The sequence below is a fragment of the Paludisphaera sp. genome (genome assembly GCF_037189885.1).
Classification (GTDB): domain Bacteria; phylum Planctomycetota; class Planctomycetia; order Isosphaerales; family Isosphaeraceae; genus Paludisphaera.
Genome location: NZ_JBBCIR010000064.1, coordinates 1 through 13,655, shown reverse-complemented (window position 1 = coordinate 13,655; position 13,655 = coordinate 1). Strand labels below are relative to the sequence as shown.

Below are 13,655 nucleotides of genomic sequence, written 5' to 3'. Positions count from 1 at the left end.
CGGGCGGGCCCGGTCGCGTAGCGCCCCGCGCGCACATCCCCCCTCACATCCACCGGAGCTTACCGTGAAGCCCATTTTCGCGATCCCGGCGACGCTCGCGACGATCCTCGCCCTCGCCCCCGCCTTCTCCGGGTGCGGCGGGGAGGCCGTCGCCCCCCCGCCGGACGCCGGCGACATCGCCGCGCTCAAGGAGAAGCAGATGGAGATCATGCGGAAGGAGCGCGACTTCCAGCCGAGCAACAAGCGGCCCGCCCGGAACTGAGGAGCGACTCGCCCGCCCCCGACCGCGACCGCCGCGCGGGGCGTCCTCGGTATCGGCTCGTCACGGGGGGCCCGCATCCGGCATAATGGCGGGCCGGGGCGAGAGCCGTGGTTCCGACATCGAGCCGAACGAGGGGCGTGCGAAGTGCCTGCCGAGATCCTGGACGGGAAGGCCCTGGCGGAGAGGATTCGCGGAGAACTGGCCGGGGAGGTCGCCGCGTTCCGCGCGGAGACCGGCGTCACGCCGGGCCTCTCCGTGGTCCTGGTGGGCGAGGACCCGGCGAGCCGGGTCTACGTCCGCAACAAGGAGAACGCCGTCAAGGCGGCCGGCATGGACGGCACCGTCGTCCGGCTCCCGGCCGATGCCTCCCAGGAGCAAATCCTGGAGGTCGTCGACCGGCTCAACGCCGATCCCGAGGTCCACGGCATCCTGGTGCAGCTCCCCCTGCCGAAGGGGATCGACTCGGTCGCGGTCCTCGACCGGATCGACCCGCGGAAGGACGTCGACGGCTTCCACGCCGAGAACGTCGGCCTGCTGGCGCTGGGGCGGCCCCGGTTCGTCCCCTGCACGCCGCTGGGGATCGTGGAGTTGCTGAAGGAGGCCGGCGTGGAGACCCGCGGCGCGCACGTCGTGGTGCTGGGGCGGTCGCAGGTCGTGGGCAAGCCGGTCTCGCTGCTGCTGCTCCAGAAGGGCAGGGGGGCGGACGCGACCGTGACCGTCTGCCACACCGGCACGAAGGACCCCGCCCGGTTCGCCCGCGAGGCCGACGTGGTGATCGCCGCGATGGGCGTCCCCGAGGCCGTGAAGGCCGACTGGATCAAGCCGGGCGCGGTCGTGATCGACGTGGGCATCCACCGCAAGGCCGACGGCAAGCTCTGCGGCGACGTCGCCTTCGCCGAGGTCGCCCCCGTCGCCGGCCGGATCACCCCGGTCCCCGGCGGCGTCGGCCCGATGACCGTCGCCATGCTGTTGAGGAACACCCTGGCCGCCGCCAGGCTCGCCGCCGCACCCCGAGGCTGACGCCGTGATCAAGCTGGGAATCTGCAACGAGCTGTTCGAGGGCTGGGAGCTCGCCGACGTCTGCCGCGTCGTCAAGGGCCTGGGGTATGACGGCGTCGAGATCGCCCCATTCACCCTCGCCCCGCTGATCACGGACCTCTCCAAGGAGAAGCGCCGGGAGATCCGGGCCACGGTCGAGGACGCCGGCCTGGCGACCATCGGCCTGCACTGGCTGCTGGCGAAGACCGACGGCTTCTACCTGACCTCCCCCGACGCCGACGTCCGTCGCCGCACCGGCGACTACCTCGTCGCCCTGGCCGAGGCGGCGCGAGACCTCGGCGGCTCGCTCATGGTCCTGGGCTCCCCCAAGCAGCGCGACCTCCTGCCGGGGGTCTCTTATGAGCAGGCCGAGGATTACGCCGTCGAGGCCTTCCGCCGGATCATGCCCGCGATCGGCGACCACGGGGTCGACCTCTGCCTGGAGCCGCTGGCGCCGTCCGAGACAAATTTCCTCAACACCTGCGCCCAGGCCGAGGCCGTCATCGCCCGGGTCGGCCACCCCAACTTCAAGCTGCACATGGACGTGAAGGCGCAGAGTTCGGAGGCGGAATCCGTCCCCGACCTGATCCGCCGCCACGCCCGCGCCGCCGGCCACTTCCACGCCCAGGACGTGAATCTCCAAGGCCCCGGCATGGGCGACGTCGACTTCGGGCCGATCCTCAAGGCCCTGGTCGATTCCGGCTACGACCGCTGGGTCTCCGTCGAGGTCTTCGACTTCTCCCCCGGCGCCAAGGAGACCGCGCGACGTTCCATCGAATGCCTGCGCAAGCATCTGGACGCGGCGCAGGGGACCCCGTAATCCCCGAGCGGGGAAACGTGAGCCCCCTCTCCGGGAGGGATGACGACCCGACGCTTTTTCGGGGACAGATGCCGGGGGCCGTCGCAATCACCGCGGGCTCGGGACGGCGACGGTCTTCCCCCCTGGTGGGGGAAGACAGACCGCGCAGCGGTCAGATGAGGGGGAGCCCGCCCGCGGAGCCTCGCGTTTCGCGACCCCGCCCAGGCCGTCGGACCCGGAGGCCCCGCCCCGAATCCCGGAGGTCATTTCGCTGGTCCCCCCCTCATCCGGCCCCGCGGGCCACCTTCCCCCACCAGGGGGGAAGGCCGTTAGGATGGCCGCTCGGGAATCGTCGGCGAGGTCGCGAAGCCCATGCGGCCTCGCCGGATAAGCGTCGGGTCATCAACCCGGCGGGAGACGGGACGGGGTCGGGCCGCCACCCATCCTCGTGCCCGTGATCCGGCTCCGCGCCTTACTCGCCCTGGGTTTCGAGCCACTTCTCGCAGTCCATCGCGGCGGCGCAGCCGGAGCCGGCGGCGGTGATGGCCTGGCGGTAGTGAGTGTCGACGACGTCGCCGCAGGCGAAGACCCCCTCGACGCTCGTCGCGGTGCCGTAGTTCGGCAGGCTGTCGAGCATGCCGGCGGGGGCCTCCACGTCCTTCCAGGCCAGCGCCGCGCGGGTCAGGACGTAGCCCTCGGGGGTGAGGGCGAGCTGGCCCTTGAAGGCCTTCGAGTTCGGGTCGTGGCCGATGGCCAGGAACAGCCCGGCGATCGGCAGGTCGCGCGTGGATCCGTCCTTCGTCGACTTCAGGCGGACCCCCTGGAGGACGGGGAGCCGGTCGGAGTCGTCGCCGAGGATCTTCTCCACCACGGAGTCGTAGGCGTACTCGATCGTGGGGAATTTCTCGAGGCGGTCCTGCATGATCTTGGAGGCGCGCAGCTCGTCGCGGCGGTGGATCAGCGTGACCTTGGTGGCGAAGCGGGTGAGGAACGTGGCCTCCTCCACGGCCGAGTCGCCGCCGCCGACGACGGCGATCTCCTTCCCCTTGTAGAAGGCCCCGTCGCAGGTGGCGCAGGTGGTCACGCCGTTGCCGCGGTAGGGCCCCTCGATCCCCAGCCAGCGGGCGGAGGCGCCGGTGGCGATGATGAGGGAGTCGGCGGTGTACTCGCGGATCTCGCCGCTGGAGGGGTCGCCGCTGGGGTCGTCGGTGGTCTTGACGGTGAAGGGGCGCTTCGAGAGGTCGGCCTCGAAGACGGTCTCCCAGCGCGTGTCGGCGCCGAACCTCTGGGCCTGCTTGCGCATCAGGTCCATCAGCTCGGGGCCCTCGACGCCGTCGGGGAAGCCGGGGAAGTTCTCGACCGTGGTCGTCAGCGTGAGCTGGCCCCCGGGCTCCCTGCCTTCGAAGACGAGGGGGGCGAGGTTGGCTCGCGAGGCGTAGATCGCGGCGGTGAGGCCGGCGGATCCCGAACCGATGACGATCACGGACGCATGGGCGGCAGGCATCATATCCCTTTCCGATTCCGGGAGAGCGGGCGTCGGGATCGGGGTCGGCGTCGGGACGGCCGGGTCTTCGCTCCCGGAGAATTTCCGAGCAATCTCGCCGATCGATCCCAATCGTAGAGGCTCATGACCTAGATTTCCAGCAGACACCCCCGGAGAGGGGCGGGGCCGCGACGGCCGCCGCGAGGGACGACGAGCACGTCAGGGACGACCGGAGGACGCGACGCCATGCTGGTACTGACGAGAAAGCTCATGGAACGGCTCTACATCGGCGACGACGTCTGCGTGACCGTCGTCCGGCTGGAAGGGGGCCAGGTGCGTCTCGGCATCGAGGCGCCTCGCGACGTCTCGGTCGTCCGGGCCGAGCTGGTGCCGGAGCGCGAGGCCGCGGCCGGCCGCCTCCCCAGGCCCGCGCGGCATCGCGAGATGCAGCGCTGACGGCCCCCCCCCGGGGCGACGGCGCCCCCGCCGTCGCGGGGGGTTCACGGGGCGAATTCCAGGGCCATGAGGACGGCCGACCGCGCCAGGATCCTCGCCCCCAGCGCCAGCGCCCGCTCGTCGATGTCGAACGAGGGGGAATGCAGGTGGTGGGTCGGCCCGCCCCCCCCCGCCACCCCCAGCCGCAGCAGGCAGCCGGGGGCCTCCTCCAGGTACGCGGCGAAGTCCTCCCCCCCCATGCTCGGCAGGCGGATCTCGTCGAGGCCGTCGACGCCGACGACCTCGCCCGCGGCGCGGGCGCAGACGGCCGTCAACGACGGGTCGTTGAAGACGCCGTCGGTCCGGTTGCCGAGCGTCAGCTCGAAGCGGGTCTCGGTCGCCTCGCCGATCCCGCGGGCGATCTGCTGGAGCCGCTCGGCCACGCGCTGGGACGCCTGGCGCGACAGCGTCCGGATCGTGCCGCCGAGCGTCGCCTCCGTCGGGATCACGTTGCCGCCGGACCCGGCGCGGATCATCCCGAACGTCACCACGGTCGGGTCGCGCGAGTCGATCCCGCGCGGGATGAGCTGGTAGACCGACGTGATGAACTGCGCCGCGGCCTGGAGCGGATCCCGCGACAGGTGGGGGCGCGCCGCGTGGCCGCCGGAGCCCCGGACCGCGACGCCCAGATCCTGGCAGAAGGCGGTCAGCTCGCGGGCCCGCCAGCCGACCCGGCCGACGGGCCGATCCGTGTCCACGTGCAGGGCGGCGATCGCCTTGACCCCCCCCATCGCGCCGGCGGCGACCATCTCGCGCGCGCCCTCGCCCACCTCCTCGGACGGCTGGAACACGGCGCGCCAGCGGACGGGCGTCGGCAGGGCGTCGCGGGCGGCCCAGAGGGCCTCGGCGGCTCCCAGGGCCATCGCGGCGTGGGCGTCGTGGCCGCAGGCGTGCATCACGCCCTCGCGCGTCGAGCGGTACGGCGCGTCCTTGGCGTCGGCGATCGGCAGGGCGTCCATGTCGGCCCGGAACGCCACCAGCGGGCGGTCGGCGTCCAGCGCCCCGGCCAGGAGCCCGCGCCCGGAGGGGACGACGGAGCACGGCACGCCCGACTCCTCCAGCCGATCGGCGAGGAACCGGGTGGTCCGGTATTCCTCGCGGCTGGGCTCGGGGTGGGCGTGCAGGTGCCGGCGGACGTCGCGGATCCGCCCGGCGCGGGACTCGATGTGACGGTCCAGGATCAATCGCCAGTCCGACATGGCTCGCGGGGGCCTCCGGGGGGATTCGTCGATCAGCGGAGGAGCCGCTTCACCTTGCGGGCCGTCGAGGCCATCCCGGCCAGGATCGGCACCTTGTCGAACCAGTTCGTGGAGATGTCGCTGGCCGAGCTTCGCTGCCAGCCCAGGTTCGGGTCGGCGATCAGCGTCGTGGCGTCCGGGTTCCGGGAGCGGAAGAAATCCAGGGCGCCGTCCGCGAACATGGGGCCGCCGTCGGGGTGGCCGGCGGGGCGCGTGTCGACCGTCTCCATGAATTCGACCAGACGCGGGAGGATCGGCCCGTTCACGGCGTAGAAGTGGGCCAGGATGACGCGCCCGACGTGCGGCCGCAGGAGGGGCCCCTCCGGCGTCGTCGAGTCCGGGAGGTTGTGGCCGAAGTAGACGAACGACCAGTCGCGCGACCCCAGCAGCTCGACGATCTCGTCCCCCCGCGCGAGGAACTCCGGGCCGATCTCCAGGTCGTCCTCCATCACCAGGACGTTCCTCGCGCCCCGGTCCAGCGCCCGGCGGAGGACGGCCGCGTGGCTGAGCAGGCCGCCGCGCGCGCCGATCGAGGCGTAGCCGGGGGCCGACTCCGGGGCGAAGGCCGGGAAGAACTCGACGCGATCGCGCCAGCCGGGCAGGCCTCGACGGTCGAACATCGCCTCGGTCTCGGCGCGGCGGTCGCGGCGGCGCGGCAGGTTGATGACGTAGCCGCGCTCGAAATACTCCATGACTCCCATGCGACCGACGCCTCCCGTTGCCTCGCGAACGTGGATCCCCCCCGACGGACCGGCCCCCGCGCGGCGGGCGTCAGCCGACGCGGCCGGTGATGTAGGCCTCGGTGCGGGGATCCTTGGGGTTGGTGAACAGGAGGTCGGTGGGGCTGAATTCCACCAGCACGCCCGTCCGCTGGCCGCGGGCGGCGTCGACGTCGGGCATCAGGCAGGCGGTCAGGTCGCTGACGCGGCGGGCCTGCGCCATGTTGTGCGTGACGATGACGATCGTGTAGTCGTCCTTCAGGTCGTTCATCAGGTCCTCGACCCTCGCCGTCGAGATCGGGTCGAGGGCCGAGCAGGGCTCGTCCATCAGGATCACCTCGGGCTCCACGGCGAGCGTCCGGGCGATGCAGAGCCGCTGCTGCTGACCGCCGGAGAGGGCCAGCCCGGAGCGGTGGATCTTGTCCTTCACCTCGTCCCACAGGGCGGCGCGGCGGAGCGATCGCTCCACCAATTCGTCCATGTCGCCGCGGTAGCCGTTGATCCGCGCCCCCCAGGCGATGTTGTTGTAGATGCTCTTGGGGAACGGGTTCGGCTTCTGGAAGACCATGCCGATCCGGCGCCGCAGCGTCACCGGGTCGACCCTCGGCCCGATGATGGACTCGCCGTCGAACCGGAGATCGCCCTCGACGCGCGCGTCGGGGATCAGGTCGTTCATCCGGTTGAAGCAGCGCAGGAGCGTGCTCTTGCCGCAGCCGGACGGCCCGATCAGGGCGGTGATCTTGTGGCGCGGGACGTCGAGGTCGAGGTCCCTCAGGGCGAGCGACCGGCCGTACCAGACCCGCAGGCCGCGCGCCTGCAGGGCGGGGTCGTCGGGGGCGGCGGTCGCGGGCGCGGTCGGGGGGGCGTCGAGCGTGGCCGACATCGGGCGGGGCTCCGGAGCGTTCATGGTCGGTCGGACGGTCGGTCGGCCAACCGCCGGAAGTCGAGCGGACCTCGGCCGGTCACGGGGACGGGACCTGGAGATCGCGACAGATTTTCAGCGCCAGGAAGTCGTAAATCTCGGCATGACGAGGCACGGCCGAGGTCGTGCCGTTCGCGGGGTTGAAAAAGATGCTATGCCTGCCGCCTTCGCGTAGCAGCCGGCAGCCGTGCCGTTCCAGGTGCCGGACCAGATCGCGCCGCTTCATGCGTTCGGCGCGAGCGGCTCGCGGATCACCGCATGGCCGCGGACCGCCTGCTCGGCCAGTTCGCGGTTGGCGGCGAGCACCATCGTCACGGCCTCGCGGAGATTGTCGCGGGCCTCGTCCAGCGTGGCCCCCTGGGTGTTGGCCCCGGGCAGCTCCTCGACGAAGGCGACGTAGCCCCCCTCCGGCACCCGCATGAACACCGCCGTCAATTCCATCCGCCCCTCCTCGATCCACGGGACGGCCGCCCGGCCGTGGTGCACCGACAGACATGGTCGTCGTTTCGCGGGCCCGCGCCCGGCGTGCCCGCCTCATCGGCGGCCGTACCGGTTCCGGATCACGATGGCGACCGCGTTCATGGACAGCAGCAGGGCCACCAGGATCAGGATACCGCCGGCGGTCACCGGCTGGAACGCCTGGCCGGGCTCCTTGGCGTAGTTGTAGATCTCCACCGGCATGGCGGTGTAGCGGTCGAACGGCCCGCCCGGAGCCCGCAGGAGCGAGCCGGCGGCGCCCACCATCAGGAGCGGCGCCGTCTCGCCGACCGCCCGCGACAGCCCCAGGATCATCCCGGTCAGGATGCCCGGCAGGGCCGACGGCAGGACGTGGCCGCTGACCACCTGCCACCGCGTCGCCCCCAGCGCCAGCGCCGCCTGCCGCAGCGACGGCGGCACGGTCCGCAGCGACTCCTGCGTCGTGATGACGATCGTCGGCAGGATCAGCAGCGAGAGCGTCAACGCCCCGGCCAGCAGGGTCGGCCCCAGCGCCAGCCCCGGGTAGCCGAACCCCCGCGCGAAGACCGCCAGCCCGAGGATCCCGTAGACCACCGACGGCACGCCCGCGAGGTTGGCGATGTTCGTCTGGACCAGCCGCCGGAGCCGGCCGTCGGGCATGTACTCCTCCAGGAAGACCCCCGCCCCCACGCCCAGCGGGATGCCGATCGCCGCGGTCAGCGCCAGGAGCCACAGGCTGCTGACGATCCCGACGCGGAACCCCGCCCGCGCCGGGTCGCTCGACTGCCGGTTGGAGATTAGCCGGGCCAGCAGGTCGTACAGCTCGCGGGCGGCCCCGGCGACGTCGGGCCCCCCCTCGACCCCCGAGAGCGCGGCGGCGACCACGGCCAGCACCAGCACGGCCAGCACCACCACGCCCGTCAGCGTCGCCAGCAGGCAGGCCGCGGCGAACAGGGGCCCCGCCAGCGTCCGCGACCGGCGACGCGGCCGGAACATCTCGGCCGACTTCGCGCTCATTGGTAGACCTCGCGATAGCGCCGCAGCACCAGGCTCGAAAGGACGTTGAGCCCCAGGGTGATCGCGAACAGCGTCAGCCCCACGGCGAACAGCGACAGGTACTTCGCCGTGCCGTACGACGCCTCGCCGCCGATCACCTGGATGATGTACGTCGTCATGGTCTCCACCGAGGTGAGCGGGTTGAGCGTGAACCGCGCCATCGTCCCGGCCGCCAGCACCACCGCCATCGTCTCGCCCACCGCGCGGCTGATCGCCAGGATGAACGACGCCGCCACCCCGGAGAGCCCCGCCGGCAGCACCACCCGCGTCGAGACCTCGAACTTCGTCGCCCCCAGCCCGTAGGCCGCCTCGCGCAGCCCCTGGGGCACGGCCGAGAGGACGTCCTCGCTCAAGGACGACACCAGCGGCACGATCATCACCCCGACCACGATGCACGCCGAGAGCGCGTTGAACTGGTCCACCCGCAGCCCCATCGGCTCCAGCAGGGCCTTCAGGGCCGGCGTCACCATCAGCAGCGCGAGGTAGCCGTAGACGATCGTCGGCACCCCGGCCAGCAGCTCGAGCGTCGGCTTGAGCGCCGCGCGGACGGCCCTGGGGGCGTACTCGCTCAGGTAGATCGCGCTCAGCAGGCCGATCGGAAGCGCGATGCAGGACGCCCCGAACGCGACCAGGAACGTCCCCCAGATCAGCGGCAGGATGCCGAACTTCGGCGGCGTGGCCTCGGGCTTCAGCACCGTGCCGAACAGGAACTCCCCGAGGCCGATCTCGGCCTTGAGGAAGAACTGGACCGACTGCGCCGCGAGCACCACCAGGATGCCCAGCGTGGTCAGGACCGTGACCAGCCCGCAGAGGGCCAGGATCGACGGCGCGGCGACCTCGGCGACGGCCGAGGCGCGCGACTGCCCCCGCCACGGGTCGTCGCCCGGCGGGGGTGGATTCGGGGGCTTTTGGGGCGATGACATCGCTGTCTCAGGGGGTCGCGGGCTCGCCGGCGGCGGGCGCGAGGGCCTCGGCCTTCGCCGCGGCGGTGATCCCGGCGAGCGCGGCCTGGCCGGCCTGGACGTCCTCCGGGGTCGGTGGATCGTAACCGGCCGTCGTCGCCAGCGTCGAGATCTCGTCGAGATAGAAGCCCAGGAACCGCGCCACCTCGGGCCGCCTCGCCGCCGAGTTCTTGACGAACAGGTAGAGGGGCCGCGAGAGCGGGACGTAGGTCTTGCCGCCGATCGACTCCGGCGACGGGATCACGGCGGGGGCGTCGGCCGTCGCCTTCACTCCCACGGGGCGGATCCGGTCCTTGTTGGCGTTATAGTAGGCGTATCCGAAGTAGCCGATGCCGTCCACGTCGCCGGCCACGCCGTTGATCAGGATGTTGTCGTCGGAGTTCTGCTGGACGTCGTCCCGCGGCTGCTTCCCCTTGCCCAGGATCGCCTCGACGAAGAACTCGTAGGTCCCGGAGTCGTCGTCGGGCGAGTAGATCACGATCTCGCGATCGGGCCAGGAGGGGTCCAGGTCCTTCCAGGTCTTGACGGTCGAGCCCGCCTCCCACAGCCTCTTGAGCTGCTCGACGCTCAGCTCGCGGGCGAAGTCGTTCTTCGGGTTCACCGCGACGGTGATGCCGTCGTACGCGATGAGGAGCCGGGTCCACTCCATCCCACGGGCCCAGGCCTTGGACTTCTCGTCCGGCTTGGCGTCGCGCGAGGCGTCGATGATGTCGACCTCGCCCTCCAGGTAGCGGGAGAACCCGCCGCCGGTCCCGTGGTTGTCCACGATCACCGTGACGTCGGGCTCGACGTCCGCGAACGCCTCCTGCGCCGCCTTGCTGATCCGGAAGACGGTGCTGGAGCCGTCGATGATGATCGTCGGCGCGGGCGTCAGGTCGCCCACGCCGCAGCCGACCAGCCCCAGGCAGGCCCCCAGGGCCAGGAGCCGCCGTCGATCGAGCCGAAGCCGCATGAGTCCGCCGAGCCTCTCCGGGGATGGGATCACGCGCCGGGCGCGCCAGACGCCGATTGTCCCCGTTCCGCCGCCGTTCGTCCAGCCTACTCCCCGCGCCCTTCCTCGGCCCCCGCCCCGACGCGATACTAGCTCCGTCCCCTCCCCTACGGCCGACGTCGCCCCAACCCAGGAGGCCCCCATGCCCGCCACGACCCTCCCCCCCGACGCCCACCTGCCGGAGCTTCCCCGTCGCGAGGACTGGGGGATCGGCGTCGTGGGCGCGGGGTTCATCGTCCGGGACTGCCACCTGCCGGCGTATCGCCAGGCCGGATTCCCCGCGACGGCGATCACCTCGCGCACCGAGGCGACGGCCCGCGAGGTCGCCGCGCTGCGGGGCGTGCCGAAGGTCTTCCCGACGCTGGAGGCCATGCTCGACGACCCGGCGATCGAGGTCGTCGACGTGGCCGTCCCCCCCGCCGAGCAGCCGGGGGTGATCCGACGGATCCTGGCCCGCCCGCGCAAGGTCCGCGGCATCCTCGCGCAGAAGCCGCTGGCCCTGTCGCTGGCCGAGGCCCGCGAGCTGGTCGCCGCCTGCGACGCCGCCGGCGTGGCGCTCCAGGTCAACCACAACATGCGGCTCGACCACTCGGTCCGGGCGCTCAAATGGCTGCTGGATCGCGGCGTGCTGGGAGAGCCGGTCCTGGCGACGATCGAGATGCGCGCCATCCCCCACTGGATGCCCTGGGCCCGCGACGGCCGATCGCTGTCGACGTTCATCATGAGCATCCACCACCTGGACGCCATGCGATACTGGCTGGGCGACCCGGAGCGGGTCCTCGCCAGCACCCGGCCGGATCCCCGCACGAAGTTCCCGCACGTCGACGGGATCAACCTGACGATCCTGGAGTACGCCGACGGCGCCCGCGCGTCGTGCTGGGACGACGTCTGGGCCGGCCCCGCGCGCGAGGGGGCCGCCGCCGACCTGGGCGTCCGGTGGCGGTTCGAGGGGACCGAGGGCCTGGCGAAAGGGACGATCGGCTGGCCCTCTTGGCCGCGGGTCGCCCCCAGCACGATCGACTACTCCCTCGCGTCGGACGGCGGCGCGTGGCATCGCCCGCGATGGCCCCAGGCGTGGTTCCCGGACGCCTTCGCCGGCACCATGGCCGGCCTGCTCGTCGCCCTGGAGCGCGGCGGCGAGCCCGACATCCCCGGCCGCGACAACCTGCGGACCATCGCCCTGTGCGAGGCCGTCCTCTCCGCGGCGACCCAGCACCGGGTCGTATCGTTCCGCGACGCGATCGTCTAGGATGGGGATCGTTCGGTCGTGCCGGCCCCGGGACTCCGTCGTCCTCCTCCACGGGCCTCCAGTCATGGACACCGCGCTCCCCCTGGGACAAGGCGAATCCTCCTCCCTGCTGGCGGCCCTGCCGCCGGCGGCCGAGTGGGCGCTGCTGACCGTCGCGATCGTCGCCTCCGCGGCGGCCGTCGTCGCGACCGTAGCGGCCCGCCGGGCCCGGGCCGAGACGCGCCGGATGGACGCGATCGCCGGCGGCGCGATCGACCGCGTCGCCGACGCGGAGCAGACCATCGACGAGATGGCGGCCATCTACCGCTCGCTCGTCGAGTCCCTCCCCCAATCCTTCCTCCGCAAGGACCTGGAAGGCCGCTTCACCTTCGCCAACCAGCGCTTCTGCGACGAGCTGGGCCACCCCCGCGAGGAGGTCATCGGCAAGACCGACTTCGACTTCTTCCCCCGCGGCCTGGCCGAGAAATATCGCGCCGACGACCGCGAAGTCCTCGAATCCCGCCGGATGCTGGACGTGGTGGAGCGGCACGTCACCCCTCGCGGCGAGACGCTCCACGTCCAGGTCATGAAGACCCCGCTGTACGCCGCCGACGGCTCGCTCATCGGCACCCAGGCCATCTTCTGGGACGTCACCGCCCGCGTCCGCGCCGAGGAACGGCTCCGCGAGACGAACGTCGAGCTGGAATGCCTGGCCCGGTCCGAGCACCAGGCCCACGAGGCGCTCAAGCAGGCGCAGAGCCTCCTCGTCCAGAACGAGAAGCTCGCCAGCCTCGGCCAGCTCGTCGCCGGCGTCGCCCACGAGATCAACAACCCGCTCTCCTTCGTCAGCAACAACGTGGCCGTGCTGGAGCGCGACTTCGTCGACCTGCTGCGGCTGGTCGAGCTATTCGCCGAGCCCGACGACCCCGGCCGCGCGCCCGGGCCGGCCGCCGTCGCCGAGGCCGCGGCCATCGTCGAGCGAGTCGACCTGCGCTACTGCCTGGAGAACTTCCCCCGGCTGATCGAGCGCACCCGCGAGGGCCTCCGGCGCATCGAGCGGATCGTCAAGGAGCTGCGCCTGTTCGCGCGGGTCGACGAGGGGGAGTGGAACGAGGTCGACCTCAACCCGGGCATCGAATCGTCGATCAACATGGTCAAGGGGTACGCGCGGAAGAAGGGGGTGGAGATCGCGATGGAGCTGGGCGCGCTGCCGCCGGTCCGCTGCCGCGCCGCGCGGATCCATCAGGTCGTCCTCAACCTGCTGACCAACGCGATCGACGCCTGCGGCGACGGCGGCCGGGTCGTGGTGCGCACCGGGACCGAGGCCGACGCGATGGGAGTCCGCGTCGACATCGACGACAACGGCGCCGGCATCCCGCCGGAGATCCGCGAGCGCCTCTTCGACCCCTTCTTCACCACCAAGCCGCTGGGGCAGGGGACCGGCCTGGGGCTCTCCATCAGCTACGGCATCGTCCGCGAGCACAACGGCCGGATCGAGGTCCAGTCGACCGTCGGCCGCGGCTCGTGCTTCTCGATCCACCTCCCGCTGGAGCCCTCGCGCTCCCCCTACGCCGCCCGCCCCCCCGTCGCCGCCGCCACGCCCCCGCGCCCCGTCGTGGAGGAACGCTCCCCCGACATCGTCCCGACGACTTCCCCGGAATCATGAAATCCGGCCGCCCGCCCCGCGGATGTTGTCGAGATGGAGGGGCCCGTCTCCTCCGATCCTTGACAATCCGGAAGCAGTGGCGTGGTGGGCAAGGGTCCACGCCTACCACAATGGAAGAGGGTCGCCGGCCCGATCCTGTCCCCTCTCCCGGGGGGCTGACGACCCGACACTTTTGGGACGGCGTCCGGGCCTACCGCTTGGCGTCGCCAAGCGTCCCTTCGCCCCTCGTGGGAGAAGGTGGCCGAAGGCCGGATGAGGGGGGCTCGGCCGGCCTTCGGTCGCGCGCCGCCCCCCCCAGCCGCCCCGCCGGGTCACATTCTCCCACGAGGGGAGAAGGGGA

General features: G+C 72.1%; 15 protein-coding genes. 6 read left to right on the top strand and 9 right to left on the bottom strand.

All coding sequences use genetic code 11. From position 1 onward, the window contains the following. Window positions 1-64 precede the first annotated feature (64 nt). The 3 genes from WG209_RS17880 to WG209_RS17870 all read left to right on the top strand — a co-directional run bounded on the left by WG209_RS17880 (window position 65) and on the right by WG209_RS17870 (window position 2,120). Window positions 65-262 (top strand): hypothetical protein, encoded by a 198-nt coding sequence (locus WG209_RS17880; RefSeq protein ID WP_337176443.1) that lies wholly within the window; start codon window positions 65-67, stop codon window positions 260-262. Window positions 263-406: 144 nt separating this feature from the next. Beyond that, a complete protein-coding gene (locus tag WG209_RS17875) occupies window positions 407-1,282 on the top strand; it encodes a bifunctional 5,10-methylenetetrahydrofolate dehydrogenase/5,10-methenyltetrahydrofolate cyclohydrolase (RefSeq protein ID WP_337176442.1) in 876 nt (291 codons plus the stop codon). Window positions 1,283-1,286: 4 nt separating this feature from the next. After that, entirely contained in the window at window positions 1,287-2,120 is an 834-nt protein-coding gene (locus tag WG209_RS17870) for a sugar phosphate isomerase/epimerase family protein (protein ID WP_337176441.1), read from the top strand. A 451-nt stretch (window positions 2,121-2,571) separates the two neighbouring features. Here the strand turns inward: WG209_RS17870 and trxB are convergent, their stop codons facing one another. Further along, window positions 2,572-3,606 (bottom strand): thioredoxin-disulfide reductase, encoded by a 1,035-nt coding sequence (gene trxB, locus WG209_RS17865; protein ID WP_337176440.1) that lies wholly within the window; start codon window positions 3,604-3,606, stop codon window positions 2,572-2,574. Between the two features lie 222 nt (window positions 3,607-3,828). On the opposite strand from trxB, the gene WG209_RS17860 reads away from it, so the two are divergent. Then, a complete protein-coding gene (locus WG209_RS17860) occupies window positions 3,829-4,038 on the top strand; it encodes a carbon storage regulator (protein WP_337176439.1) in 210 nt (69 codons plus the stop codon). A 44-nt stretch (window positions 4,039-4,082) separates the two neighbouring features. Here the strand turns inward: WG209_RS17860 and WG209_RS17855 are convergent, their stop codons facing one another. The 8 genes from WG209_RS17855 to WG209_RS17820 all read right to left on the bottom strand — a co-directional run bounded on the left by WG209_RS17855 (window position 4,083) and on the right by WG209_RS17820 (window position 10,382). After that, window positions 4,083-5,276 (bottom strand): amidohydrolase, encoded by a 1,194-nt coding sequence (locus tag WG209_RS17855; RefSeq protein WP_337176438.1) that lies wholly within the window; start codon window positions 5,274-5,276, stop codon window positions 4,083-4,085. 32 nt (window positions 5,277-5,308) lie between these two features. Further along, window positions 5,309-6,016 carry a hypothetical protein gene (locus WG209_RS17850; protein ID WP_337176437.1) on the bottom strand — a complete coding sequence of 236 codons (708 nt, stop codon included), beginning with the start codon at window positions 6,014-6,016 and terminating at the stop codon, window positions 5,309-5,311. Between the two features lie 70 nt (window positions 6,017-6,086). After that, complete coding sequence (gene pstB, locus WG209_RS17845) at window positions 6,087-6,917, bottom strand: phosphate ABC transporter ATP-binding protein PstB (protein ID WP_337176436.1); 831 nt, start codon at window positions 6,915-6,917, stop codon at window positions 6,087-6,089. A 79-nt stretch (window positions 6,918-6,996) separates the two neighbouring features. Further along, the gene (locus WG209_RS17840) at window positions 6,997-7,182 is read right to left on the bottom strand and encodes a type II toxin-antitoxin system HicA family toxin (RefSeq protein ID WP_337176435.1); all 186 of its coding nucleotides are present in this window, start codon (window positions 7,180-7,182) and stop codon (window positions 6,997-6,999) included. Continuing rightward, a complete protein-coding gene (locus tag WG209_RS17835; RefSeq protein WP_337176434.1) occupies window positions 7,179-7,397 on the bottom strand; it encodes a type II toxin-antitoxin system HicB family antitoxin in 219 nt (72 codons plus the stop codon). The genes WG209_RS17840 and WG209_RS17835 overlap by 4 nt, the downstream gene beginning before the upstream one ends. Before the next feature lie 93 nt (window positions 7,398-7,490). Then, entirely contained in the window at window positions 7,491-8,429 is a 939-nt protein-coding gene (gene pstA / locus WG209_RS17830) for a phosphate ABC transporter permease PstA (RefSeq protein WP_337176433.1), read from the bottom strand. Then, window positions 8,426-9,391, bottom strand: coding sequence for a phosphate ABC transporter permease subunit PstC (gene pstC, locus WG209_RS17825; RefSeq protein ID WP_337176432.1), 966 nt, complete (start codon window positions 9,389-9,391; stop codon window positions 8,426-8,428). The genes pstA and pstC overlap by 4 nt, the downstream gene beginning before the upstream one ends. A gap of 7 nt (window positions 9,392-9,398) precedes the next feature. Beyond that, window positions 9,399-10,382 carry a PstS family phosphate ABC transporter substrate-binding protein gene (locus WG209_RS17820; RefSeq protein WP_337176431.1) on the bottom strand — a complete coding sequence of 328 codons (984 nt, stop codon included), beginning with the start codon at window positions 10,380-10,382 and terminating at the stop codon, window positions 9,399-9,401. A 181-nt stretch (window positions 10,383-10,563) separates the two neighbouring features. Between WG209_RS17820 and WG209_RS17815 the strand changes: the two genes are divergently transcribed. Together WG209_RS17815 and WG209_RS17810 are read left to right on the top strand one after the other, a co-directional pair. Then, on the top strand, window positions 10,564-11,670 hold the full coding sequence (locus tag WG209_RS17815; RefSeq protein ID WP_337176430.1) for a Gfo/Idh/MocA family oxidoreductase: 1,107 nt from the start codon (window positions 10,564-10,566) through the stop codon (window positions 11,668-11,670). A 64-nt stretch (window positions 11,671-11,734) separates the two neighbouring features. Continuing rightward, window positions 11,735-13,315 (top strand): ATP-binding protein, encoded by a 1,581-nt coding sequence (locus WG209_RS17810; protein WP_337176429.1) that lies wholly within the window; start codon window positions 11,735-11,737, stop codon window positions 13,313-13,315. Window positions 13,316-13,655: the final 340 nt, after the last annotated feature.

Bases quoted from the DNA above. Each gene is read 5' to 3' on its own strand.
- pstC (WP_337176432.1), bottom strand. From the start codon at position 9,391: ATGTCATCGCCCCAAAAGCCCCCGAATCCACCCCCGCCGGGCGACGAC.
- WG209_RS17850 (WP_337176437.1), bottom strand. From the start codon at position 6,016: ATGGGAGTCATGGAGTATTTCGAGCGCGGCTACGTCATCAACCTGCCG.
- WG209_RS17810 (WP_337176429.1), top strand. From the start codon at position 11,735: ATGGACACCGCGCTCCCCCTGGGACAAGGCGAATCCTCCTCCCTGCTG.
- WG209_RS17840 (WP_337176435.1), bottom strand. From the start codon at position 7,182: ATGAAGCGGCGCGATCTGGTCCGGCACCTGGAACGGCACGGCTGCCGG.
- WG209_RS17815 (WP_337176430.1), top strand. From the start codon at position 10,564: ATGCCCGCCACGACCCTCCCCCCCGACGCCCACCTGCCGGAGCTTCCC.
- WG209_RS17820 (WP_337176431.1), bottom strand. From the start codon at position 10,382: ATGCGGCTTCGGCTCGATCGACGGCGGCTCCTGGCCCTGGGGGCCTGC.
- WG209_RS17860 (WP_337176439.1), top strand. From the start codon at position 3,829: ATGCTGGTACTGACGAGAAAGCTCATGGAACGGCTCTACATCGGCGAC.
- pstB (WP_337176436.1), bottom strand. From the start codon at position 6,917: ATGTCGGCCACGCTCGACGCCCCCCCGACCGCGCCCGCGACCGCCGCC.
- trxB (WP_337176440.1), bottom strand. From the start codon at position 3,606: ATGATGCCTGCCGCCCATGCGTCCGTGATCGTCATCGGTTCGGGATCC.
- pstA (WP_337176433.1), bottom strand. From the start codon at position 8,429: ATGAGCGCGAAGTCGGCCGAGATGTTCCGGCCGCGTCGCCGGTCGCGG.
- WG209_RS17855 (WP_337176438.1), bottom strand. From the start codon at position 5,276: ATGTCGGACTGGCGATTGATCCTGGACCGTCACATCGAGTCCCGCGCC.
- WG209_RS17835 (WP_337176434.1), bottom strand. From the start codon at position 7,397: ATGGAATTGACGGCGGTGTTCATGCGGGTGCCGGAGGGGGGCTACGTC.